Source organism: Mycobacterium sp. HM-7 (assembly GCF_053852335.1).
Window position 1 is genome coordinate 941,252 of sequence record NZ_CM132657.1, and the last position, 23,450, is coordinate 964,701.

Annotated in this window: 22 protein-coding genes and 1 tRNA gene; 10 read left to right on the forward strand and 13 right to left on the reverse strand. The window is 67.5% G+C overall.

From position 1 onward, the window contains the following. Positions 1-47 precede the first annotated feature (47 nt). The 3 genes from ACWW1C_RS04515 to ACWW1C_RS04525 all read left to right on the forward strand — a co-directional run bounded on the left by ACWW1C_RS04515 (position 48) and on the right by ACWW1C_RS04525 (position 2,824). The gene (locus ACWW1C_RS04515; protein WP_455982336.1) at positions 48-1,685 is read left to right on the forward strand and encodes a fatty acyl-AMP ligase; all 1,638 of its coding nucleotides are present in this window, start codon (positions 48-50) and stop codon (positions 1,683-1,685) included. Between the two features lie 176 nt (positions 1,686-1,861). Next, entirely contained in the window at positions 1,862-2,284 is a 423-nt protein-coding gene (locus ACWW1C_RS04520; RefSeq protein ID WP_455982337.1) for a hypothetical protein, read from the forward strand. A gap of 276 nt (positions 2,285-2,560) precedes the next feature. Then, a complete protein-coding gene (locus ACWW1C_RS04525) occupies positions 2,561-2,824 on the forward strand; it encodes a hypothetical protein (RefSeq protein ID WP_455982338.1) in 264 nt (87 codons plus the stop codon). A gap of 78 nt (positions 2,825-2,902) precedes the next feature. Here the strand turns inward: ACWW1C_RS04525 and pth are convergent, their stop codons facing one another. From pth to ACWW1C_RS04565, 8 genes are all read right to left on the reverse strand, one after another. Beyond that, positions 2,903-3,478: an aminoacyl-tRNA hydrolase gene (pth, locus tag ACWW1C_RS04530; protein ID WP_267315522.1), complete on the reverse strand. Its 576-nt coding sequence runs from the start codon at positions 3,476-3,478 to the stop codon at positions 2,903-2,905. 6 nt (positions 3,479-3,484) lie between these two features. Then, entirely contained in the window at positions 3,485-4,153 is a 669-nt protein-coding gene (locus ACWW1C_RS04535; RefSeq protein ID WP_455982339.1) for a 50S ribosomal protein L25/general stress protein Ctc, read from the reverse strand. Positions 4,154-4,295: 142 nt separating this feature from the next. Then, a complete protein-coding gene (locus ACWW1C_RS04540) occupies positions 4,296-5,177 on the reverse strand; it encodes an oxidoreductase (RefSeq protein ID WP_455982340.1) in 882 nt (293 codons plus the stop codon). A 24-nt stretch (positions 5,178-5,201) separates the two neighbouring features. Next, positions 5,202-5,858 carry an LpqN/LpqT family lipoprotein gene (locus tag ACWW1C_RS04545; protein ID WP_455984140.1) on the reverse strand — a complete coding sequence of 219 codons (657 nt, stop codon included), beginning with the start codon at positions 5,856-5,858 and terminating at the stop codon, positions 5,202-5,204. Positions 5,859-5,860: 2 nt separating this feature from the next. Further along, on the reverse strand, positions 5,861-6,199 hold the full coding sequence (gene arsC, locus ACWW1C_RS04550) for an arsenate reductase (glutaredoxin) (RefSeq protein WP_455982341.1): 339 nt from the start codon (positions 6,197-6,199) through the stop codon (positions 5,861-5,863). Next, positions 6,200-7,180, reverse strand: coding sequence for a ribose-phosphate pyrophosphokinase (locus ACWW1C_RS04555; RefSeq protein ID WP_455982342.1), 981 nt, complete (start codon positions 7,178-7,180; stop codon positions 6,200-6,202). 103 nt (positions 7,181-7,283) lie between these two features. Continuing rightward, positions 7,284-8,672 (reverse strand): bifunctional UDP-N-acetylglucosamine diphosphorylase/glucosamine-1-phosphate N-acetyltransferase GlmU, encoded by a 1,389-nt coding sequence (glmU, locus tag ACWW1C_RS04560; protein ID WP_455984141.1) that lies wholly within the window; start codon positions 8,670-8,672, stop codon positions 7,284-7,286. Positions 8,673-8,788: 116 nt separating this feature from the next. Beyond that, a tRNA-Gln gene (locus tag ACWW1C_RS04565) sits at positions 8,789-8,860 on the reverse strand. A gap of 85 nt (positions 8,861-8,945) precedes the next feature. On the opposite strand from ACWW1C_RS04565, the gene ACWW1C_RS04570 reads away from it, so the two are divergent. Next, on the forward strand, positions 8,946-9,542 hold the full coding sequence (locus tag ACWW1C_RS04570) for a TetR family transcriptional regulator (protein ID WP_455984142.1): 597 nt from the start codon (positions 8,946-8,948) through the stop codon (positions 9,540-9,542). A gap of 79 nt (positions 9,543-9,621) precedes the next feature. Here ACWW1C_RS04570 and ACWW1C_RS04575 read toward each other — a convergent pair whose 3' ends face one another. Beyond that, positions 9,622-10,869, reverse strand: coding sequence for a diaminopimelate decarboxylase family protein (locus ACWW1C_RS04575; RefSeq protein ID WP_455982343.1), 1,248 nt, complete (start codon positions 10,867-10,869; stop codon positions 9,622-9,624). A 107-nt stretch (positions 10,870-10,976) separates the two neighbouring features. Here ACWW1C_RS04575 and mfd point away from each other — a divergent pair, with 107 nt between their 5' ends. Together mfd and ACWW1C_RS04585 are read left to right on the forward strand one after the other, a co-directional pair. Next, the gene (mfd, locus tag ACWW1C_RS04580) at positions 10,977-14,630 is read left to right on the forward strand and encodes a transcription-repair coupling factor (RefSeq protein ID WP_455982344.1); all 3,654 of its coding nucleotides are present in this window, start codon (positions 10,977-10,979) and stop codon (positions 14,628-14,630) included. Further along, on the forward strand, positions 14,627-15,574 hold the full coding sequence (locus ACWW1C_RS04585; RefSeq protein ID WP_455982345.1) for a nucleoside triphosphate pyrophosphohydrolase: 948 nt from the start codon (positions 14,627-14,629) through the stop codon (positions 15,572-15,574). The genes mfd and ACWW1C_RS04585 overlap by 4 nt, the downstream gene beginning before the upstream one ends. On the opposite strand, the gene ACWW1C_RS04590 is transcribed toward ACWW1C_RS04585, so the two are convergent. Then, the gene (locus ACWW1C_RS04590; protein WP_455982346.1) at positions 15,562-16,254 is read right to left on the reverse strand and encodes an alpha/beta hydrolase; all 693 of its coding nucleotides are present in this window, start codon (positions 16,252-16,254) and stop codon (positions 15,562-15,564) included. The genes ACWW1C_RS04585 and ACWW1C_RS04590 overlap by 13 nt on opposite strands. Before the next feature lie 34 nt (positions 16,255-16,288). Between ACWW1C_RS04590 and ACWW1C_RS04595 the strand changes: the two genes are divergently transcribed. Both ACWW1C_RS04595 and ACWW1C_RS04600 read left to right on the forward strand, forming a co-directional pair. Then, positions 16,289-17,239, forward strand: coding sequence for a cupin domain-containing protein (locus ACWW1C_RS04595; RefSeq protein WP_455982347.1), 951 nt, complete (start codon positions 16,289-16,291; stop codon positions 17,237-17,239). 273 nt (positions 17,240-17,512) lie between these two features. After that, a complete protein-coding gene (locus tag ACWW1C_RS04600) occupies positions 17,513-17,803 on the forward strand; it encodes a hypothetical protein (protein WP_455982348.1) in 291 nt (96 codons plus the stop codon). On the opposite strand, the gene efeB is transcribed toward ACWW1C_RS04600, so the two are convergent. The 3 genes from efeB to efeU are packed head-to-tail and all read right to left on the reverse strand — an operon-like array spanning position 17,776 to position 21,129. Continuing rightward, a complete protein-coding gene (gene efeB, locus ACWW1C_RS04605) occupies positions 17,776-19,095 on the reverse strand; it encodes an iron uptake transporter deferrochelatase/peroxidase subunit (RefSeq protein WP_455982349.1) in 1,320 nt (439 codons plus the stop codon). The two genes, ACWW1C_RS04600 and efeB, sit on opposite strands and share 28 nt — an antisense overlap. After that, entirely contained in the window at positions 19,076-20,236 is a 1,161-nt protein-coding gene (efeO, locus tag ACWW1C_RS04610; RefSeq protein ID WP_455982350.1) for an iron uptake system protein EfeO, read from the reverse strand. Before efeO ends, efeB begins: the two co-directional genes overlap by 20 nt. Further along, positions 20,233-21,129: an iron uptake transporter permease EfeU gene (gene efeU, locus ACWW1C_RS04615; protein WP_455982351.1), complete on the reverse strand. Its 897-nt coding sequence runs from the start codon at positions 21,127-21,129 to the stop codon at positions 20,233-20,235. The genes efeO and efeU overlap by 4 nt, the downstream gene beginning before the upstream one ends. Positions 21,130-21,379: 250 nt before the next feature. Between efeU and ACWW1C_RS04620 the strand changes: the two genes are divergently transcribed. Together ACWW1C_RS04620 and eno are read left to right on the forward strand one after the other, a co-directional pair. Beyond that, a complete protein-coding gene (locus ACWW1C_RS04620; RefSeq protein ID WP_455984143.1) occupies positions 21,380-22,048 on the forward strand; it encodes a lytic transglycosylase domain-containing protein in 669 nt (222 codons plus the stop codon). Between the two features lie 98 nt (positions 22,049-22,146). Beyond that, positions 22,147-23,436, forward strand: coding sequence for a phosphopyruvate hydratase (gene eno / locus ACWW1C_RS04625; RefSeq protein ID WP_455982352.1), 1,290 nt, complete (start codon positions 22,147-22,149; stop codon positions 23,434-23,436). The last annotated feature ends 14 nt before the right edge of the window (positions 23,437-23,450 follow it).

Below are 23,450 nucleotides of genomic sequence, written 5' to 3' on the forward strand. Positions count from 1 at the left end.
CGGACTATGGAACGACGGGCAGTGGCGCCTGACCTCAGGAGGTTGTCGTGAGCCGATTTACCGACAAGATGTACTACAACGCTCGTACCTCGCAGCGGGGCATGGTCACCGGTGAGCCGCACGAGCCGGTGCGCCACACCTGGGGCGAGGTCCACGAGCGGGCCCGGCGCGTTGCCGGTGGCCTGGCAGCGGCCGGAATCGGTCACGGCGACAAGATCGGTGTGCTGGCCGGTTTCCCGGTCGAGATCGCCCCGACCGTGCAGGGCATCTGGATGCGCGGCGCCAGCCTGACGATGCTGCACCAGCCGACGCCGCGCACCGACCTCGCCGTCTGGGCTGAAGACACCATGAACGTCATCAGCATGATCGAGGCCAAGGCCGTCGTCGTCTCCGAACCGTTCCTCGTCGCGATCCCCGTGCTGGAGGAGAAGGGCCTGCAGGTCCTCAAGGTCGAGGACCTGCTGGCGGCCGAGCCGATCGACCCTGTCGAGACCGGCGAAGACGACCTCGCGCTGATGCAGCTGACGAGTGGCTCGACCGGGTCTCCCAAGGCCGTGCAGATCACGCACCGCAACATCTTCTCCAACGCCGAGGCCATGTTCATCGGCGCCGAGTACGACGTCGACAAGGACGTCATGGTCAGCTGGCTGCCCTGCTTCCACGACATGGGCATGGTCGGCTTCCTCACCATCCCGATGTACTTCGGTGCCGAGCTGGTCAAGGTCACGCCCATGGACTTCCTGCGCGACACCCTGCTCTGGGCCAAGCTCATCGACAAGTACAAGGGCACCATGACGGCGGCCCCGAACTTCGCCTACGCGTTGTTCGCCAAGCGGCTGCGCCGCCAGGCCAAGCCCGGCGAATACGACCTGTCCACCCTGCGGTTCGCGCTGTCCGGCGCCGAGCCCGTCGACCCCGCCGACGTCGAAGACCTCATCGATGCCGGTAAGCCGTTCGGGCTGAAGGCGTCGGCCATCCTGCCGGCCTACGGCATGGCCGAGACCTGCCTTGCCGTGTCGTTCTCGCCGTGCAACGCCGGTCTGGTCGTCGACGAGGTCGACGCCGACCTGCTGGCGGCGCTGCGTCGCGCCGTGCCCGCGTCGAAGGGCAACACCCGCCGGCTGGCCTCGCTCGGTCCGCTGCTGCGCGACCTCGAGGCCCGCGTCGTCGACGAGGACGGAAACGTCCTGCCCGAGCGCGGTGTCGGCGTCATCCAGCTCCGCGGCGAATCGGTGACTCCCGGCTACATCACCATGGCCGGCTTCCTGCCGACGCAGGACGAGAGCGGTTGGTACGACACCGGTGACCTCGGATACATCACCGAGGAGCGCAACGTCGTCGTCTGTGGCCGGGTGAAGGACGTCATCATCATGGCGGGCCGCAACATCTATCCGACCGACATCGAGCGGGCCGCCGGTCGCGTCGAGGGCGTGCGCCCGGGCTGCGCCGTCGCGGTGCGTCTCGACGCCGGTCACTCGCGGGAAACCTTCGCGGTCGCAGTCGAGTCCAACGCGTGGCAGGACCCGGTTGAGGTGCGTCGCATCGAGCATCAGGTGGCGCACGAGGTCGTGACCGAGGTCGACGTGCGGCCGCGCAACGTCGTCGTCCTGGGCCCGGGCACCATCCCGAAGACCCCGTCCGGCAAGCTGCGGCGTGCCAACTCGGTGGAACTCGTCACCGGCTAGGTCTTGCTGCGAGCAGCGGGTACCGCTGCTCGCGGGGCCAGATGAAAACTCCCGATTTCTTCGGAAATCGGGAGTTTTTACGTTTTTCGCGCGGGTCGGATGGCCCGCTTCGCTGAGCGAAAGCTGTGAGTCCCGGGTAATCTCGCTGAATTATTGACGAGAGGATCTGCAGACACATGGGGCGTGTGATTGCGGCTGCGGTGGCAGCGCTCGGCGCGTGCGCCATCGCCGCGGTGCCGGCTTGCGCTGAAGCTCCGGCGGGCTTGGTCGACGGGACGAACGACATCGCCGCGGCCGTCGGCTCCGGGGTGCGGGGCGGCGTCATCGTCGGCTTCTCCGCAACCGGGCCTGACGTCCCTGCCGCCTCCGCCGCGGTGATCGCGGCCTGCAAGCGTGCCGGTGCGGTCCAGTGCACCAGCGACGAGGTCACCAACGACCGGTTGTGCATCGTCAACGTCAACGCTCCCGACAGTGGCGTGGTCGCCGGGGGCGCCGGACGGACGGTCGACGAGGCCCGCCAGGAGGCGTTCAACCGGGCCGCGGCCAACAACACCCCACTTGCCGCGGATTCACCGACGCTGGCGTGGTCGTGCCCGTAATTTGCGGCGCGCCCGCGACGGTCGCGACGAATTCCGTTGCGTGGGAAAGTTCCTCGCCTTTTCGGTGACGTTGCTCACCGGCATTTGGCAGACCGCCAGCTCACCGCATTTCGCCTGCTCACTTACATTTGAGTTCGCCATGAGTTAATGGCGTGGATACATGGCCGAAACATATAGTCGACCTAACATGCGTTGTTGGAAGGCGTGTTAGTGGTTTTCAGCCCGTCGATGACGGACCGGAGGCAGGCGACCTTCCCTGAATAGTGAGAAGGTGACATGACTCATCAAAGCAAGCGCAGGATGGCCGCTCTGCTGGTGGGCCTGGCCTCGGTCAGCGGCATCATGGCGCCCATTGCAGGTGCCCGCCCGACCTGTCAGGACTCCGGCGCCACCTCTACCTGTGAGACGAACGGCAGCGTGGCGATCAAGGCGACGCCGGGCGTCCGTACTCAGGACACCACCCAGAGCTCGCGGGTGGGTGCCCAGGGCCGTCGTAACTGCTACACGGATGCGGTTGACCGCCAGCACATCTGCGGATAGCTGCTTTCGTCATTAGTCGCGAAAACCCCCAAATTCGGTGGAATTTGGGGGTTTTCGTGGCTCTACACCAAAAAATGACTACCAGGCGTGGACGGTGTTCTGTGCCGCCTCGACGCCATGCTGCAGCAGCAATTCCGTTGCGTCAGCGGCTTGTTCGAGGATGGTGCCCAACTCGGGCCGTTCCTTCGAATTGAAGTTCTCCAGCACGAACGCCGCGGGGTCCTGCCGGCCCGGCGGGCGGCCGACACCGATGCGCACGCGTTGAAAGTCCTTGGTGCCCAAGGCTGAAGCCACGGACCGCAGGCCATTGTGACCGCCCTCGCCGCCACCGAATTTGAGCCGGATGCGGCCGAAATCGATGTCGAGCTCGTCGTGGAGCACCACGACATCAGCCGGTGCGACGGAATAGAACTTCGCCAAAGGCCCGACGTGCCTACCGGATTCGTTCATGTAGGTGCGCGGCTTGGCGAGCACCACGGACCGGCCTCCCAGCCGGCCCGTGGTGACTTCAGCTCCGGACTTCTTGTGCACCTTGAATCCTGAGCCGATGCGCTCGGCCAGGATGTCGGCAACCAGAAATCCAACGTTGTGCCGCGTTGTTTCGTAGCGCGGCCCAGGATTGCCCAGGCCGACCACCAGCAGTGGCTCGGCCAAAGCGGACTACTCCGACTCGGCGGCGGCCTCTTCGGCAGCCTCGCCCTCGGCGGCGGCCTCTTCGCCCGAAGCGGCCTCTTCCTGGCCGGCGCCCTCGGACTCGAGGTCCTCAGCGGTCGGCGCCGCGACGACGTTGACCACCAGGGTCTCGGCGTCGGTCACCAGGGTGACACCCTTGGGCAGCTCGACCTGGCCGGCCAGGATCTGGGTGCCGGCCTCGATGCCCTCGACCGACAGGGTCAGGTGCTCGGGGATCGACTGGACGTCAGCCTCGACCTGGATGGTGTTGGCGTCCTGGGTGACCAGGGTGCCGGAGGCGGCGTCACCCTCGACGACGACGTTCACGTCGACGGTGACCTTCTCGCCACGCTTCACGACGATCAGGTCGGCGTGCTCGATGTTGCGCTTGATCGGGTGAATGACGATCTGCTTGGTCAGCGCGAGCTGCTCCTTGCCGGCGATGTCCAGGGTCAGCACCGCGTTGGTGCCCGAGTGGCGCAGCACGGCGGCGAAGTCGTGGGCGTTGATCTCCAGGTGCTGCGGGTCGGTGCCGTGGCCGTACAGGACGACGGGCACGCGGCCTTCGCGACGGGCCAGACGCGAGGCGCCCTTGCCGGTCCGGGTGCGGACCGCAGCGGTCAGATTGTTCGAGGTGGGGGCCGCGTTCTTGGCCATGTGAATCGCTCCTGATGCCGTATCTACTGGGTGGCACGGCCAGGGCTGAAGCACGTCAGTGCTGAAGTTCCCGTCGATAACGGTGGTCTGAAATCAGACCGACCCTCGCCGTGATCGTCAGTCAGACTAGCGGACTGGCCCCTTACAGCGGAAATTCGGTGGCGGTGAGCTGGGCGGACAGGTCCCAGAGCGCGGTCGCGGTGCGCGCTGACCGGCCGGCCGGCGTGATCAGCTGTGTCGGGCCGGTGGGCCCGCGCATACCGAATTTCGGGCCGACGAACGTGTTGCCGGGCAGCTCCTGCGACGCCGCGAACAGCGTCTGACGGGCGCCGAAGGATGCGTCGGTGCCGAGCTTGTTGGCGGCGAGCCAGAACTTGTCGCCCAGCTCGCTGCCGGTGTGGCCCTGCAGGTTGGTGGCCGAGTAGCCCGGATGCGCGGTCAGCGCCCGGACCGGGGAGTCGGCCAGCGACAACCGGCGCTGCAGGTCCTTGGTGAACAGCAGGTTCGCCAGCTTGGACTGCCCGTACGCCAACCATGCCGAGTACGGCCGCGACTTCCAGTTCAGGTCTTTCAGGCTGATGTGGCCCAGCATGTGCAGCATCGACGACACCGTGACCACGCGGTCGGTGATCTTCGGCAGCAGCAGGTTGGTCAGGGCGAAATGACCCAGGTGGTTGGTGCCGATCTGGCTCTCGAAACCGTCCTCGGTCACCGAGAAGGGCACGGCCATGATGCCGGCGTTGTTGACCAGGACATCGACGGCATCTACACCGGCGGCGAACTCGCGCACCGAGGCCAGGCTTTGCAGATCCAGGGGCCGGACCTCGACGTCGCCCGTCATGCCCGCGGCGGCGGCGTCACCCTTGGCGGTGTTGCGGCAGGCCAGGATGACCTTGGCGCCGACGCGGGCCAGTTCACGGGCGGTGACCTCACCGAGGCCACTGTTGGCGCCGGTGACGATGACGGTGCGGCCGGCGAAAGACGGCAGGTCGGCATTCGTCCATTGGCCGGTCCATTCACTCATGACCGCGAGCTTAGTGGGGTGCGGCTACTTGGGGCCGACCGAGAAGCCCTTGATGATCGCCTCGATGTCGCCGGCCTGTTCCTTGGCTTGTTCGGCGTACGTGGTGACGGTCAGCTGGATCAGGTAGTGGATTCCGGGCCGTGGCGGCGACGGCTGCGCGATGACGATCCGGTTGTAGGACTGCATCCGGCGGTTGTGCAGGTCGTAGCTGCCCTCGATCATCGCCGACGGGTAGCCCTGGAAGTCTTCGCCCGAGCTGTAGAGCTTCTTGAAGTTCTCGGACAGCAGTGCGTCGGCATCGGAATGCTTGAGGGCGTCCTTGACATCGAAGTCGCCGGACAACTGGAACACCATCAGCATCGCCAGGGGATAGGTGTCGTTCTTGGCGATCGTCACGGTGCCGGGCGAGTAGTTGAGGTTCTTGTATCCCGTCCAGCCCGGCGGCCGGGGCAGTGTCACCTTGAGATCGGTGAGCTGGTCGGGCACCACCTGCTTGCTCTGCACACCCAGCTTGTTCAGGTAGTCCGGGAACGGAATCAGGCTGGCCTTGTCCACCGGCGTCGTGCTGGAGGTGGTCGGCGCAGTCGACCAGATCGACTTGTAGTCAGGTGTTTTCGCGTCGCACGCGGCGAGGGTCAGCGCAGTCGCAGTGGACAGCAACGCCCCAACGATCCGCTGCAGGGTCACAGAATCTCGCGGACCGCGTCGATCGGGCGGGCCAGTCGGGTGCCCTTGTCGGTGACGACGAACGGCCGCTCGATCAGAATCGGATGTTCGGCCATGGCGTCGAGCAGCTGCTCGTCCGTGGCGTCGGCCAGATTCAGCTCGGCGTAGAGGGATTCGCGCTTGCGCACCGCGGTACGCACGTCGATGCCCGCATCTTTGATCATCGCCGCGAGTTCGGCTCGGGTCGGCGGCGTCTTCAGGTACTGCACGACCTCAGGCTCAATGCCGTTCTCCCGCAACAGATCCAGCGTCTTGCGGGAGGTCGAGCACTTGGGATTGTGAAGAATCCGGGCCATTTAGGCGGATCCGTCGAAAAGGCCGGTGACCGAGCCGTTTTCGAACACCGCACGGATGGTCGCGGCCACCAGTGGCGCGATCGACAGCACGGTCAGGGCCGGGAACTGCTTGTCCGGCGTGATGGGCAGCGTGTTGGTGACGATGACCTCACGGGCGCCGCAGTCGGCGAGGCGCTGGGCCGCCGGGTCGGACAGCACGCCGTGAGTGGCGGCGATGATGACGTCCTTGGCCCCGTCTTCGCGCAGCAGCTTGACCGCGCCGGCGATGGTGCCACCGGTGTCGATCATGTCGTCGGTCAGGATGCAGGTCTTGCCCTTGACGTCGCCGACGACGCGGTTGGCCTTGACCTGGTTGGGGACCAGCGGGTCGCGAGTCTTGTGGATGAAGGCCAGCGGCACGCCGCCCAGGGAGTCGGCCCACTTCTCGGCGACGCGCACGCGACCCGAGTCGGGGGAGACGACGACGAGGTCGGAGTCGCCGTACTTGTCACCGATGTAGCCGCACAGCAGCGACTGACCGCGCATGTGGTCGACCGGACCGTCGAAGAAGCCCTGAATCTGGTCGGTGTGCAGATCGACCGAGACGATGCGGTCCGCTCCGGCGGTCTTGAGCAGGTCGGCGACCAGGCGGGCCGAGATGGGCTCGCGGCCGCGGTGCTTCTTGTCCTGGCGTGCGTACGGGTAGAACGGCAGGATCGCGGTGATCCGCTTGGCCGACCCGCGCTTGAGCGCGTCGATCATGATGAGCTGTTCCATCAGCCACTGGTTCAGCGGCGCGGGGTGGCTCTGCAGCACGAAGGCGTCGCAGCCGCGCACGGACTCGTCGAAGCGGACGAAGATCTCGCCGTTCGCGAAGTCGCGGGACGTCTGCGGGGTGACCTCGATGCCGAGCTCTTTGGCGACCTGTTCCGCCAGTTCGGGGTGCGCTCGCCCCGAGAAGAGCATCAGGTTTTTGCGGTTGTCGGTCCAGTCCGTGGCCACTGTGTGCTGCTTTCGCGGTGGGGGATCGATACGGCGTAATGGTACTTACCGGTAACCCGGTCCGGTTGCCGGGTTACCGGATTGCCAACATCAGGTGTCGGGATCAGCTTTCGCCGCGTGCTTTGCGGGCGGCGTCGGCGGCCTTGGAGTCGGGGCGTTTGCGCTCCACCCAGCCCTCGATATTGCGCTGTTCGCCCTTCGAAACGGCCAGTGCACCGGGGGGCACGTCCTCGCGGACCACGGTGCCGGCGCCGGTGTAGGCGCCGTCGCCGACGGTCACCGGCGCGACGAACATCGTGTCCGAGCCGGTGCGCACGTGCGAACCGATGGTGGTGCGGTTCTTGTTCTCGCCGTCGTAGTTGACGAAGACGCTGGATGCGCCGATGTTGCTGTACTCGCCGATGTCGGCGTCCCCGACGTAGGTCAGGTGCGGCACCTTGGTGCCGGTGCCGATCTTCGAGTTCTTGACCTCGACGAACGCGCCCAACTTGCCGTCGGCGCCCAGTTCGGTGCCCGGCCGCAGGTACGTGAAGGGGCCGACGGTGGCGCCGGCACCGATGACCGCCAGCTGCCCGTGGGTGCGGATCACCTCGGCGCCGTCGCCGACCTCCATGTCGGTCAGCGTGGTGTCGGGGCCGATGGTGCAGTTCGCGCCGATGTCGGTGGCGCCGAGGAGTTGGGTGCACTGCTTGACGACGGTGTCGCGGCCGATGCTGACGTCGACGTCGATCCAGGTGGTGGCCGGGTCGATGATCGTGACGCCGGCGCGCTGGTGACCGGCGATGATGCGGCGGTTCAGCTCGGCGGCCACTTCGGACAGCTGCACGCGGTCGTTCACACCGGAGACCTGCGCGCTGTCGTCGACGTGGTGGGCCCGGACGATCTGACCGTCGCCGCGCACGATCGAGATGGCGTCGGTGAGGTAGAGCTCCTGCTGGGCGTTGTCCGAACGCAGCCGGCTCAGCGCCGAGCGCAGGGCCGCCGCGTCGAATGCGTACACACCGGAGTTCACCTCGCGGATGGCGCGCTGGGAGTCGGTGGCGTCGGCCTGCTCGACGATGCCGATCACCTCATGGTCCTGCGTGCGCAGGATGCGGCCATAGCCCGTCGGGTTACTGACGGTCGTGGTGAGCACCGTGGCGGCCGCGGTGGCGGTCGCGTGAGTCTCGACGAGGCCCTCGAGGGTGCCGGCGTCGAGCAGCGGCACGTCTCCCGCGGTGACGACGACGGTGCCGGCGAAATCGTCGGGCAGGACAGACAGGCCGCAGCTGACGGCATGCCCGGTGCCGAGCTGCTCGTCCTGGATGGCGACGGTGACGGTCCGGCCGAGTCCGCCCGCGATCTCGTGCACATGCGCGGTGACCCGCTCGCGTTCCTTGCCGACGACCACGACGAGGTGCGTCGGGTTGACCTTGGCGACGGCATGCAGCGCGTGCGCAAGCATGCTGCGGCCGGCCAGCGTATGCAGGACCTTGGGAATGTCGGAGCGCATCCGGGTGCCCGACCCGGCCGCCAGGACGATGACAGCGGCTTCGCCTCGAGTCACGTACGCCTCTCTCTACGCGATGTCGCGCTTTGACTGCTTCGCGCTGTGCACTACTTGACTTGCTCCGTCGCCAGGACTCGAACCTGAACTATCTGAACCAAAATCAGAGGTGCTGCCGATTACACCACGACGGATTACTCGCCAGAGACTCTAGTGCAAGCGGATACGCTGGCGACCATGGCAGCGGCGGAGAACGGAGCGCGCAGTCCTCGTGCGCGCATGACCGGCAGTGAACGCCGTCAACAGCTGATCGAGATCGCCAAGTCTCTGTTCGCCGAGCGCGGTTACGACGGCACGTCCATCGAGGAGATCGCGCAGCGCGCCAACGTCTCCAAGCCGGTGGTCTACGAGCATTTCGGCGGTAAGGAAGGGCTGTACGCCGTCGTCGTCGACCGGGAGATGTCCGCACTGCTCGACGGCATCACGTCGTCGCTGACCAACAACCGGTCCCGGGTGCGCGTCGAGCGGGTGGCACTGGCACTGCTGACCTACGTCGAGGAGCACACCGACGGCTTCCGCATCCTGATCAGGGATTCGCCGGCGGCCATCACGTCGGGCACCTACTCGACGCTGCTCAACGACGCGGTCAACCAGGTCAGCTCGATCCTGGCCGGCGACTTCTCCCGCCGCGGGCTCGACCCGGAGCTGGCCCCGCTCTATGCGCAGGCGCTCGTCGGCTCGGTGTCGATGTCCGCGCAGTGGTGGCTGGACACCCGCGAACCGAAGAAGGAAGTGGTCGCGGCGCACCTGGTCAATCTGATGTGGAATGGCCTGACGCATCTCGAGTCGGACCCGGCGCTGCACGACGAGGGCTGAGTGCTGCCGTGCCGAACCTGAGCTTGTGTGCGACATTCGGCGCAGAGTTGGCACACAAGCTCACGCTCGATTGACGTTCTTACCCGCAGTCGCGCAGCAGCAGGTCCGCGGTGGTCTCTCGGCGGATCAGCGGCCGGACCCGGCGGTCGCACACGGCGATCACCGGTGGCCGGGTCGTCATGGTGAAGTTCGACGCGGTGCTGTGGTGGTAGGCGCCGGTGCACGCCGTGGCGAGCAGATCGCCCGGGTGGACGTCGTCGGGCAGCTCGAGGTCGTCGGCGATGGCCGTGCCGTCGCGCCCGACGATGGTGGTCCGGCGCGTCGGTCCGAGCGGGTGCCGATTGGCAAGGGCCACAGTGTAATTCGCGACCGGCGCAGAGTGGGGGTGGCTGCCGTCCACCGTGACGACGCCGCTGCCGTCTGTTCGGGTCGACACCGACTGCACGCGGTGCAGCGTCACGCCGGCGCGCCCGCTGATCGCCCGGCCGGGTTCGACGACGAGCCGGGGGCGCGGGAACCGGTTGGCGGCGCAGGCGGCGTCGAGGGCGTCTTCGAGGAAATCGGCCAGTGCTGTCACGTCGAGTTCTGGTTCCCCGGTCCGGTACGCGATGGCATGGCCGCCACCGATGTTCAGCTCGGTGAGCACGACGCCATGGGCGGCGCGCACGTCGGCCATGGTGTCGACGAGTCCGCGCACGGCCTCGACGTAGACCTCCGGCTCGGCGATCTGCGTGCCCAGGTGGCAGTACAGCCCGACCAGCGGCAGTTGCGGGGTGGCCAGTGCCCGGCGCACGGTCGGCAGCACGTCGACGCCCGGCAGCACCTGCAGCAGCACGGCCTGCCGCCGGCGCGCGACGCCCGCCAGGTAGGCCATTTCTATGGGGCAGTCGAGCACGATGCGGCCGACGCCTGCCCCCGCGGCGGTCGCGAGCTCGTCGACCGATTTGCCGCTGCCGTGCACGACGATGCGTGCCGGGTCCATGCCGCCGGCGAGGGCCGTGGCCAGCTCGGCCGTCGAACACACGGCCATGCCGAGGCCGGCTTCGTGGACCCAGCCGGCGACGGTCCTGGTCAGCAGCGACTGGGCGGCGTAGACGACTTCGACGCTGCGCAGCGAAGCGCGGTAGTGCTGCGCGCGCTTGCGGAAGTCGGCCTCATCCAGAACATATGCGGGCGTGCCGAACTCGTCGGCCACGTCGGTGAGCGCCACCGACCCGACGCACAGTCGTCCCAGGGCGTCGACCTGGGTGGTCGACGGCCAGATGGTGGTGTCGATGCGCGGACGCATGGCGCCACGCAGGGACGGCAGGATGTCGAGCAGTGTCATGGCTCCAGGCTGCGCCCGGAATCGCCCGGTGAGCGCTCCGTTGACGATCCCTTGATGGGACGGTGCCCAATATTGACGAAGTCCTGCGAACTACAATCGGATGCATCATGACCTCCCCGGGGCAGCAATCGATCCAAACCCCGTTGGCGGGGCTCGTCCAACTCGCACTCACCGATCCTGGCCTGCAGGAACTGACGCGGCATGCCGCCGAAGGCGTCGCCGAGCAGGCGCTGGTGGGCCCGGTCAGCGCCCGGCTGCCGGTCGCGGCCGCACTGGCTGCCGCCGGTCCGGTGCTGGTCGTCACGGCCACGGGCCGCGAGGCCGACGATCTCACCGCCGAACTGCGGGCCGTCCATGGCGATGCCGTGGCGCTGTTCCCGTCGTGGGAGACGCTGCCGCACGAGCGGCTCTCGCCCGGCGTCGACACCGTCGGCGCGCGGCTGACGGTGCTGCGCCGGCTGGCCCATGCCGACGACGCCCGTCTCGGTCCGCCGCTGCGCGTGGTGGTCACCACGGCCCGGTCGCTGCTGCAGCCGCTGGCCGGCGGGGTGACCGACGCCGAACCGGTGACATTGACCATCGGCGGTGAGGCCGACTTCGACGACACCGTGGCGCGGCTGGTCGAGCTGGCCTACACGCGCGTCGACATGGTCGGCAAACGCGGCGAATTCGCCGTCCGCGGAGGCATTCTCGACGTCTTCACGCCCACCGCCGAACACCCCGTACGCGTCGAGTTCTGGGGCGACGAGGTCACCGAGATGCGCATGTTCTCGGTCGCCGACCAGCGGTCCATCCCCGAGATCGCCGTCGACACCATGATCGCGGTGCCCTGCCGCGAACTGCTGCTGACCGCCGATGTTCGCGACCGCGCCGCCGAAATCGGGGCGGGCCTGCCCAGCAGTGACAACCAGGTCACCGGCAGCGTCGCGGACATGATGGCCAAGCTGGCCGAGGGCATTCCTGTCGACGGCATGGAGGCGCTGCTGCCGGTGCTGCGGCCCGGCGAACTGGCGTTGCTCACCGACCGGCTGCCGGCCGGTGCGCCGCTGCTGATCTGCGATCCGGAGAAGGTCCGCACCCGCGCGGCCGATCTGATCAAGACGGGCCGCGAGTTCCTGGAGGCCTCGTGGTCGGTGGCCGCCGTGGGTGGCGATGCGCCGATCGACATCGAGCAGCTCGGTGGTTCGGGGTTCCGCGACTTCGTGGAGATCCGCGAGGCGGCGGCGGCCGGCGGCCACCCGTGGTGGACGCTGAGCCAGCTGGCCAACGAGACGGCGCTCGAGGTGCAGATCCGGCCGGCGCCGTCGGCGCGCAGCCAACAGAGCCTCGAAGAGATTTTCGCGATGCTGCGGGCGCACATCGCCACCGGCGGGCTCGCGGCGGTGGTGACCCCGGGTACCGGTACCGCGCACCGCGTGGTCGAACAGCTCAGCGAATCCGATGTCGCCGCAACGATGTTGGAGCCAGGTGCGGTGCCGAAGCCCGGTGTCGTCGGCGTGTTGAAGGGCCCGTTGCACGACGGTCTGGTGCTACCCGGCGTCAACCTGGTGATCATCACCGAGACCGATCTGACGGGCAACCGGGCCGGGGCCGCCGAGGGCAAAAGGCTTGCCGCCAAACGGCGTAACGTCGTCGACCCGCTGGCGTTGACGGCGGGCGACCTGGTGGTGCACGACCAGCACGGCATCGGCAAGTTCGTCGAGATGACCGAGCGGGTGGTAGGTGGCGCCCGGCGCGAGTACCTGGTGCTGGAGTACGCGTCGGCCAAACGCGGTGGCGGGTCGGACCGGCTGTACGTGCCGATGGACTCGCTGGACCAACTGTCCCGCTACGTCGGCGGCACCGAACCCACGCTGAGCCGACTCGGTGGCAGCGACTGGACCAACACGAAGACCAAGGCGCGCAAGGCCGTTCGTGAGATCGCCGGCGAGTTGGTGTCGCTGTACGCCAAGCGCCAGTCCGCGCCCGGGCACGCATTCGCGCCGGATACGCCGTGGCAGGCCGAGATGGAGGATGCGTTCGGCTTCACCGAGACCGTGGACCAGATGACCGCCATCACCGAGGTCAAGTCCGACATGGAGAAGCCGGTCCCCATGGACCGGGTCATCTGCGGTGACGTCGGTTACGGCAAGACGGAGATCGCGGTCCGCGCGGCGTTCAAGGCCGTGCAGGACGGCAAGCAGGTCGCGGTGCTCGTGCCGACGACGCTGCTGGCCGACCAGCATCTGCAGACCTTCACGGCCCGCATGGCGGGTTTCCCGGTGACGGTCAAGGGACTGTCGCGGTTCACCGATCCGACCGAATCCCGTTTGGTGATCGAGGGTTTGAAGGACGGCTCGGTCGATGTGGTGATCGGCACCCACCGGCTGCTGGCGACCGGCGTCACCTGGAAAGACCTCGGCCTGGTGATCGTCGACGAGGAGCAGCGGTTCGGTGTCGAGCACAAGGAGCACATCAAGTCGATGCGCACCCACGTCGACGTGCTGACCATGAGCGCCACGCCGATCCCGCGCACCCTGGAGATGAGCCTGGCCGGCATCCGGGAGATGTCGACCATCCTCACGCCGCCCGAGGAACGCTTTCCGGTGCTGACTTACGTTGGGCCGCATGATGATAAGCAGGTCGCCGCGGCGCTGCGACGCGAACTGCTGCGAGACGGGCAGGCGTTCTACATCCACAACCGGGTGAAGTCGATCGACAACGCCGCCGCGCGGGTACGCCAGATGGTGCCCGAGGCGCGGGTGGTGGTGGCACACGGGCAGATGCCCGAGGAGATGCTGGAGAAGACCGTCGAGGGCTTCTGGAACCGCGATTACGACATCCTGGTGTGCACCACGATTGTCGAGACGGGCCTTGATATCTCGAACGCCAACACGCTGATCGTGGAGCGTGCCGACACCTTCGGGCTGTCGCAGCTGCACCAGCTGCGTGGTCGTGTGGGCCGCAGCCGGGAACGCGGCTACGCGTATTTCCTGTACCCGCCCGAGGTTCCGCTCACCGAGACCGCGCACGACCGGCTGGCGACCATCGCCCAGAACAATGACCTGGGCGCCGGTATGGCCGTTGCGATGAAGGACCTCGAGATTCGCGGCGCCGGCAACGTGCTCGGTGTCGAGCAGTCCGGGCACGTCGCGGGCGTCGGCTTCGACCTGTACGTCCGGCTCGTCGGCGAGGCCGTCGAGGCCTACCGGGCCGCCGTCGACGGGAAAACCATTGCGGCCGTGGAGGAACCGAAGGAAGTGCGGGTCGATCTGCCGATCGACGCCCACCTGCCACCGGACTACATCGGCAGCGACCGGCTGCGCCTCGAGGCCTACCGCCGCTTGGCCGCCGCGTCCGACCACGCGGCCGTCGCGTCCGTCGTCGAGGAGTTGGTGGACCGCTACGGACCGCTGCCCGAACCCGCGCAGCGCCTCGTCGCCGTGGCGCGTCTGCGGCTGCTGTGCCGCGAGTACGGGGTCACCGAGGTGAGCGCGATCTCGGACTCGACCATCCGGTTGACGCCCCTGACGCTCTTGGACTCCGGGCAGCTGCGGCTCAAGCGGATGTATCCCGGGGCGACGTACCGGGCCACCACGTCGACGGTGCAGATCCCGATTCCGCGGGCCGGCGCCGGGGTCGGCGCGCCCCGCATCCGTGACCTCGAACTGGCCCGTGCGGTGGCCGGATTGCTGCTGGTACTCGACGGGAAAGCGGCCGGTGAAGTGGACATAACCGACCTTGGAGGTAGTGCGGTGGGAGAACTGGGGCAGTCGAAGTGACGGTCGTCCTGGTCGATCCGCGCCGCCCCTCGCTGATGCCGATCGACGCGCTGGCCCTTCTGACCGGCGACGTGCAGTACACCGAGGAGCTGCCGGTCAAGGTGCCGTGGTCCCTGCCGTCGGGCCGGCCGGCCTACGGCGACTCCGACAATCCGGCGCCGGTGCTGCTGTCCTCCGATCCGGAGCATCCGCAGGTGCGGGCCCGGCTCGCGGCCGGCGAGAGGCTGATCGCGGCGGACGGTTCGCAGCCCGGGGAACGGCTCATCGACGCCGTCATGATCATGGACAAGCTGCGCACCAACGGGCCGTGGGAGAGCGAGCAGACGCATGACTCGCTGCGCCGTTACCTGCTGGAAGAGACCTACGAACTGTTCGACGCGGTCCGGGGCGGCAACGCCGACGACGTCCGCGAGGAACTCGGAGATGTGTTGCTGCAGGTGCTGTTCCACGCGCGCATCGCCGAAGACGCGCCGCTGCACCCGTTCGGTATCGACGACGTGGCCGACACCTTGATTCGCAAATTGGGCAACCGGGTTCCGGCAGTGCTTGCCGGACAAGAGATTTCGCTGGAAGACCAGATCGCGCAGTGGGAAGAGCGCAAGGCGTTGGAGAAGGCCGCGCGGACGTCGTGCATGGACGAGGTGCCGACGGCGCTGCCGGCGCTGGCCCTGGCGCAGAAGTTGATCGAACGGACCGGCACGGCCGGGTTGCCCGCCGATCTGCTTCCGGCGGGACTCACCTCGGTGACCCTCGAACCCGACGTCGACGCCGAAAGTGCCTTGCGCACAGTGGCTCTGGAATTCATCGACACCGTGCGGGCGACCGAGCGCCGCATCGTCGCCGCCCGCCGCGGCGACGAAGTGGCGGTGGAGCTGGATGCCGCACCGCTGGGTGCGGTGTCAGAGGAGGAGTGGCGGGAGCACTGGCCGGCTCAGACCGACTGAGTCGCGGCCTCGTCGATCAGATCGGCCACGGCGACCGGCTGTGAAGCCAGCGACGCGTGGCTGGCGTCCAGTTCGATGATCTTGCGCGGGTTCATTCGCTGCGCCATGCGGCGTTCGTTGTCGGGGTGGATCATGTGGTCCTGCGTGGACACCTGGTACCACGTCGGCTTGACCCGCCAGGCCGGTGCCGTCACTGTGTCGCCGAAAGTCGATGCCAGCGGTGCCTTTTGGGTCACGGCCATGACGAGCGCGGCGTCGTCGGGCAGGTCCTGGCAGAAGCTCTCGTGGAACTTGTCCTGGGCGACCCACAGGTAGCCATCTGAATCCGGCGCGAGGTTGGCGGCCGCGGCGGGCGGCATCTCCTGGGTGATTCCGCCGGGGCTCTCCCCGGCGTCCGGTGCGAAGGCCGCGATGTAGACCAAGGCCGTCACGTTGGGCAGGTCACCGGCTTCGGTGATCACCGCGCCGCCGTATGAATGCCCGACCAGGACGACCGGGCCATCGACCTGACTGACCATCTTGCGGGTGCGCTCGGCGTCGTCGGCCAGCGACGTCAGAGGGTTCTCCACCGCGCGCAGCGACTGATAGCCGCGCCGGTTCAGTTCGACGATCACGTTGGCCCAATGGGCGGCACCGCCCCAGAATCCGTGGACCAGGACGACTGTTGGTTTTTCGGTCATGCGGTGACAGTATTTGGACGATGAGGCAAGATCAATGACTGATACGGTGTCAAACTTTGCCGATTCACCGGCGTGCGGTTCCGATGCGTTTTCCGAGATCCTCGACACCGTCCGTCTGCGCGGCCAGGACGTGGTGCGTTATGCGCCGCGTTCCAGGCCGTTCAACATCGCGATGCCCGGGCGACGCCAGCTGCACATCGTCGAGCGCGGCGACGTCCGGCTGCGGGTGGGCGACGGCGGTCCCTCGGTCACGTTGCACGACGGCGACCTCGTCCTGCTGGCCCGGGGTGGTCGACATCAGCTGCAAGCGGGGCCGGGCGTGGCGGCCCGCGGTCTCGTCGAGGCCGACCGCTATACCGACGAAGGTGAACTCTCGCAACAGGATTCGCCACGCTGGGTGACCGGGACGTTCGCGGTCGACGAGGCTGTCGCCGACCCGCTGTTGGCGGTGCTGCCTCCGACAATCGTGGTGTCCGGAGGCGGGGTTGACCGTGAGTGGCTGGAGGTCAGCCTGCGGCTGCTGGTGGCAGAGGTGGCGGAGCCGCGGCCCGGCTCGGCGGTGATGATCTCGCGCATCCTGGACCTGCTGTTCATCCATACCCTGCGGGCCTGGTCTCGCGATGCCGTAGCGCCATCGGGATGGTTGACGGCCGCGCTGGATCCAGTTCTGGGCCAGGTGCTTTCGGCTATTCATCAGAATTTGGCGCGGCCATGGTCGGTCGCCGAACTCGCGCAGATGGCCAACCTGTCGCGGACCGCCTTCGCCGAGCGGTTCACCCGGCTGCTGGGGAGCCCGCCCGCCGGCTACCTCATCGACCGCCGGCTGGACCGGGCGGCGCAGCTGTTGCGAACGGATACGGCGTCGGTCGCCGCGGTCGCGGCGGCGGTGGGCTACACCTCGGAGGCCGGGTTCAGCCGGGCGTTCAGCCGGCGGTTCGGCGCCCCGCCGTTGCGCTGGCGAAACACTGTGGGCCGCGCCGACTGATCGGCTGCCACCGATCCTGACTGCACTGCGACTTCCGGGCTGGTTCTCCGCCGTGAGGTCAGGCTCGCGCAGTGCGATGTGTGCTGTGTGGTGGGGGCCGAACGCAACTGCATGGCGATTTTCCGGCCGGTTTTCCGCCACCCGGTTGCGTTCGAGGACCTTCGGGTCAAGGCCTGCCCGCCCACAACGAGAACTTGGGATCGGTAGCCGACCGGCCCCGGTGTGATTGCTCCAACGACGCCGATGAACGAGCGTCCAAAGAGAGGAATCACCGTGAAGATCGTCCCCGCCGTCATCGAGCAGCACGTCAACCGCTTCGACCGTCAGCAGAGCCTGATCATCGCGATCAGCACCGGTCTGCTGGCGTTCTGGTCGGGGTACCGCGTCGCCTGGTCGCTGTATCTGACCCTGACCTACGACTTCCTGTTCGGCTCGCTGGTCTTCCAGGTCGCGCTGTGGGGCGTCATCGGTGGTGCCGCAGCGGTCGCGTCGCTGGCGTTCTACAACCGCTACCGCACCGCCGATCAGCCTGACGCTCAGCCGAGCAGCGTCGAACCCCAGTAGTCCGACGAACCATCACGCACACCTGGCGGGCAGGCGAAGATGCCGCTGCCGGTGTGCGTGATGTATTCGTTCAGGGCATCGTGGTCGGACAGCGACCGCTGCATCGGGATGAACGACTCGGCCGGATTGCGGACGAAGGCGATGAAGAACAGACCTGCGTCCAAATGGCCGAAACCGTCTGAGCCGTCGGTGAAGTTGTAGCCGCGACGCAGAATCTTGGCCCCGTTGTTGGCTTCGGGGGAAGCCAGCCGCACGTGCGAGTCGACGTCGATCATCGGCGCGCCGTCGGCGCCCTTGCTCTCGAAGTCCAGCGGGGCGAACTCGTCGGTGTAGCCGTTCGGCGCGCCGCTGCCCTTCTGCCGCCCGATGACCCGTTCCTGTTCGGCCAACACGGTGCGGTCCCAGGATTCGATGAGCATCCGGATGCGCCGGCTGATGAGATATGCGCCGCCGGTCATCCAGGCCGGTCCGTCGCCGTCGCCGACCCAGACGTGCTGGTCGATGGCCGATGTGTCCTCGGCCTTCAGGTTGTTGGTTCCGTCCTTGAACCCGAACAGGTTTCGTGGCGTGGATTGCGTGACCGTGGTCGACGACGTACGGCCGAACCCGAGCTGCGAGTACCGGACCGCGACGGTGCCGAAGCCCACACGCGCCAGGTTGCGGATGGCGTGCACCGCAACCTGCGGGTCGTTGGCGCAGGCCTGCACGACGATGTCGCCGCCGCAGCGGGCCGGGTCCAGCTTCTCGTTGCGGAACTTGGGCAGGTCCACCAGGTGTGCCGGCCGCTGCGCGTCGACGCCGAACCGGTCCTTGCCGTCCTTGCGGAAGAAGGTGGGGCCGAAACCGATGGTCAGGGTCAACGCCGACGGCGAAAGGCCAAGGGCCTCACCGGTATCGGCCGGCGGCGCGTACGGATTGAGCCCGACGGCCCCGTGTGCGACGGCCTCCTCGCCGAGCGTCATGCGCTCGGCCATCTCGGTCCACTTCTTGAGCATCGCCACCACGTCGGCCTTCTTGTCCGTCGTGATGTCGAAGGTGGCGAAATGCATGCGGTCCTGTGCGGCGGTGACGATGCCCGCCTGATGGGTCCCGCGGAACGGCACCGGATTGCGCAGGCTGTTGTCGACTACGGCTGCGGAGGAGCGGCCGGCCAGCGCACCGGTGGCGGCGGCGCCGACCACGGCGGCCGTCACCCCGGCCGCGCCGAACAGCTTGCGTCGGCTGAGTCCGCCGGACCCGGTCACCGTCGGCTCAGTGGTGTGCGGTTGGGGCTCATTGCTTTGCGATGACACCCTGCACCTCGCTGACCTCCTTGCTCAGGGCATCGACGGCGCGCGAAAGTTCTTGCCGCTCAGGCTCGGTCACCTTGTCGTAGGAGATGAAGCCGTCGCCCTGGCGCCACTTGTCGAGCAGCTTCTGGACGTTCTCGAAGGCTGCGTCCACGTCCTTGCCGAGCTGCGGGTTGCGCTCGTCGAGGATCGGGTCCACCGAGCCGACCGCGGTCCGCGAGCCCTCGATGTTTGCCTGGATGTCCCACAGGTCGGTGTGGCTGAAGATGTCCTCTTCGCCGGTGATCTTGGTCTTGGCGATCTCGTCGAGCAGTTCCTGCGCGCCACCGGCGATCTTGGTGGAGTCGATGGTCCACTTCGGATCCTTGACGCCGGCGTCGAGTTCCTTGACGTCCGCGACGAGCTGGTCGGCCAGGGCGTTCGCGTCGGGCTGCAGGCCGGTGACCCACAGCTGCTTCTCCAGGACGTGGAAGCCGGTCCACTTGTCGCCGGGTTTGACGTCGGCTTCGCGCAGGTCGATCCGCGGGTCCAGGTCGTCCGGGAACGACTCGGCGACGGGCTCGATGCGCTCGTAGAAGGTGCGGGCCTTCGGGTACAGGCCCTTGGCGCCGGCAACGTCGCCCTTCTTCACGGCGGCGGCGAATGCCTCGGTGGCAGGCACCAGGGCGGTGGTCTGCTCGACGACGTACTTCTTGTAGAAGTCGGCGGCGTCCTTGAACTTGCCGGTGTCATCGATCTTGACGGTGTCGCCGGTGACGGTGAAGTCACCGCGGATGCCGTCGCCGACCATGCCGGGCTTGCACGCGGTCTTGTAGGTGCCGGCTTCGGGCAGCTGCACGATCAGCTTGCGCTGCAGGCCGGGGGAGACGTTCTCGATCTCGCCCATGACCTTGTCGCCGGGGCCGTAGACGTAGAACTCGGTGACCTTGGTGCCGTTGTTGGTGACGACGAAGGTGCTGGTGCCCGTCTTGGCCGACGTCGCCGACAGCTTGCAGGCGTCGTCGGACGCGGTCACGGTGATCTCGCCCGAGGCGGACTTGTTCTCGTCCGACTTGGAGGAGCACGCGGAGACCGCGGTCAGACCGGCGAGCAGGGCGGCGGAGGCGGCCACGCCGGTCTTGACGTTCAGGGCAGCGAGTTTCACTTAGCGGACCTTTCGAGGGTTGCAGCAGGGGCAGGTTTGGCTGCGACAGGTCGCAGGAACAGCGTCAGGACGACCGACAGGTACGCCAGCCAGCAGACGAACTGCAGGATCGAGGGGGTGGGGCTGATGTTGAAGACACCCTGGATCACCTGGCCGTACCACGACGACCAGTTGAATGCGCCCGTCATGTCGAAGGCCTTGGCGCCCAGGCCGGGCAGCCAGCCGACGGTCTGCAGCGCGTGGATGGCGTAGGACAGGATGCCGGCGGCGACGACGACGAGGAACGCGCCGGTGTATTTGAAGAACTTGGCCAGGTTGATCCGCACCGCGCCGGCGTACATGCCGTAGGCGAAAACGACGGCGATGAGCAGGCCGATCACCAGGCCCGCGAGCGGCCAGGCTGTCGAGGCGTTGGCGTAACCGACCATGAACAGCGCCGTCTCGACGCCTTCGCGGCCGACGGCCAGGAAGGCGAGGGTCGCGACGGCGATGCCGCCCGTCTCGAGGGCGCGGGCCATGTCGCTGCGCAGCTCACCGGAGATGGTCGCGGCGGCCTTCCGCATCCACAGCACCATGGTGGTGACGATGATCACCGCCACCAGGGACGCGACACCGGCGATGGCCTCGGCCGCGAGTCCGGAGATGGTGTTCTCGCTGAGTTGGATGGTGAGGAACACGCCGATGGTCATCGCGATGGCGCCGGCCACGCCGAGCCAGACCCATTTCAGGGCGTCGCGGCGGTCGGACTTCACGAGGAAGGCGATGAGGATGGTGACGACGATCGCAGTTTCCAGGCCTTCACGGAGGCCGATCAGCAAGCTGCCAAATAGCTGTGAGGAAACGCCGGGGCCCGCGGCGACCAGCGATGTCGAGACCGCGAAAGTGGTGGTCATCCGCAATCCTTAGATAGACTAAACGGCAACACAGGTTTGCCTTGCCAAAGGAAGGCAAGCCAACCTTATCAGCGGATGGGCGCCCGTCGTACTCCGTGCTGGAAAGCTTGCGCTCCCGGAGGCATCCAGCCCGGCATGCGACGATGACGGGACGACGAATCCGTCGAGAATCTCTGGGCATGGGGGAGTAGTGGTGTTGCGAGCGCGTCTGCTGCGGGCGACCGCTGTTGCCGCCGCGACAGCGCTCCTGATGGCCTCCAGCTGCTCGTTTCAGCCCGGCTACCTGCGCGGAGTGCCGCCGCCGGCGGGGCCTGCGGTGCCCCCGATCAATACCCATGTGAAGGGCCGGGGCGCGGATCAGCTGCGCGACTGGGCCGAGCATCTGGCACCGCCGCTGGGGATCCCGGTCATGGCGCTGGAGGCGTACGGGTACGCCGCGCGCGTGGCCGAAGTCGAGAACCCCAAGTGCCACATCGCGTGGACCACGCTGGCCGGCATCGGGATGGTGGAGAGCCATCACGGCACCTACCGCGGCGCGACCATCGCCCCCAACGGCGACGTGACGCCCCCGATCCGCGGCGTGCCACTCGACGGAACCATGAACAACCTGCGGATTCCGGACTCCGACTCCGGCAGCATGGACAGTGACGACGCCGTCGACCGCGCCATGGGGCCCATGCAGTTCATCCCGGACACCTGGCGGTTGTACGGCGTCGACGCAAACAACACCGGCTTCGCCAGCCCCGACAACATCGACGACGCGGCGCTGTCGGCGGCGGGTTATCTCTGCTACCGCGGCAAGGATCTGTCCAGCCCGCACGGCTGGATGGACGCGCTGCACGCCTACAACCTGTCCGACGACTACGCCCGCGCCGTGCGGGACTGGGCGACGGCGTATGCGAACGGGCACCAAAGATAGGTATGCGGTAGGTACCGGTAGCTGACGCACTTCACGCCCTGGCACCGTTTAGGCTGATGGGCGTTCGCACGAGTCCGTGACGCCAAAGGGAGACCCAAGTGCCAATCATCGAACAGGTCGGAGCCCGCGAGATTCTCGACTCTCGGGGAAATCCGACGGTCGAGGTCGAGGTCGCTCTGACCGATGGAACGTTCGCTCGCGCGGCCGTGCCGTCGGGTGCGTCGACCGGTGAGCACGAGGCTGTCGAACTGCGCGACGGTGGCGCCCGCTACCTGGGTAAGGGTGTCGAGAAGGCTGTCGAGGCCGTGCTCGACGAGATCGCTCCCGCGGTCATCGGCCAGGCGGCCGACGACCAGCGCATCATCGACCAGGCGCTGCTGGACCTGGACGGCACTCCGGACAAGTCGCGCCTCGGCGCCAACGCGATCCTCGGCGTCTCGCTGGCCGTGGCCAAGGCCGCTGCCGACTCCGCCGGCCTGCCGCTGTTCCGCTACATCGGCGGCCCGAACGCTCACATCCTGCCGGTGCCGATGATGAACATCCTCAACGGTGGCGCCCACGCCGACACCGGCGTCGATGTCCAGGAGTTCATGGTCGCCCCGATCGGTGCCCCCACCTTCAAGGAATCGCTGCGCTGGGGCGCGGAGGTCTACCACTCGCTCAAGTCCGTGCTGAAGAAGCAGGGTCTGGCGACCGGCCTCGGCGACGAGGGTGGTTTCGCGCCCGATGTCGCCGGCACCCACGCCGCACTCGAGCTGATCAGCACCGCCATCGACGCCACCGGCCTGAAGCTGGGCAGCGACGTGGCCCTGGCGCTGGACGTCGCGGCCACCGAGTTCTACACCGACGGCACGGGTTACGCGTTCGAGAAGCAGACCCGCACCGCCGAGCAGATGGCCGAGTTCTACGCCTCGCTGCTGGATTCGTTCCCGCTGGTGTCCATCGAGGACCCGCTGTCCGAGGACGACTGGGACGGCTGGGTGGCGCTGACCACCGCGATCGGTGACCGCGTCCAGCTCGTCGGCGACGACCTGTTCGTCACCAACCCGGAGCGGCTGGAGGAGGGCATCGAGAAGGGTGCCGCCAACGCGCTGCTGGTGAAGGTGAACCAGATCGGCACGCTCACCGAGACTTTGGACGCTGTCGCCCTGGCGCACGCGGCCGGCTACAAGTCGATGATGAGCCACCGCAGTGGCGAGACCGAGGACACCACCATCGCCGACCTCGCCGTGGCATGCAGCTGTGGCCAGATCAAGACCGGTGCCCCGGCCCGCAGCGAGCGCGTCGCCAAGTACAACCAGCTGCTCCGCATCGAGGAGACCCTGGGCGACGCCGGGCGGTACGCCGGCGACCTGGCGTTCCCGCGTTTTGCGGTGGACGCCAAGTAGTTTCGCGGGTCTGA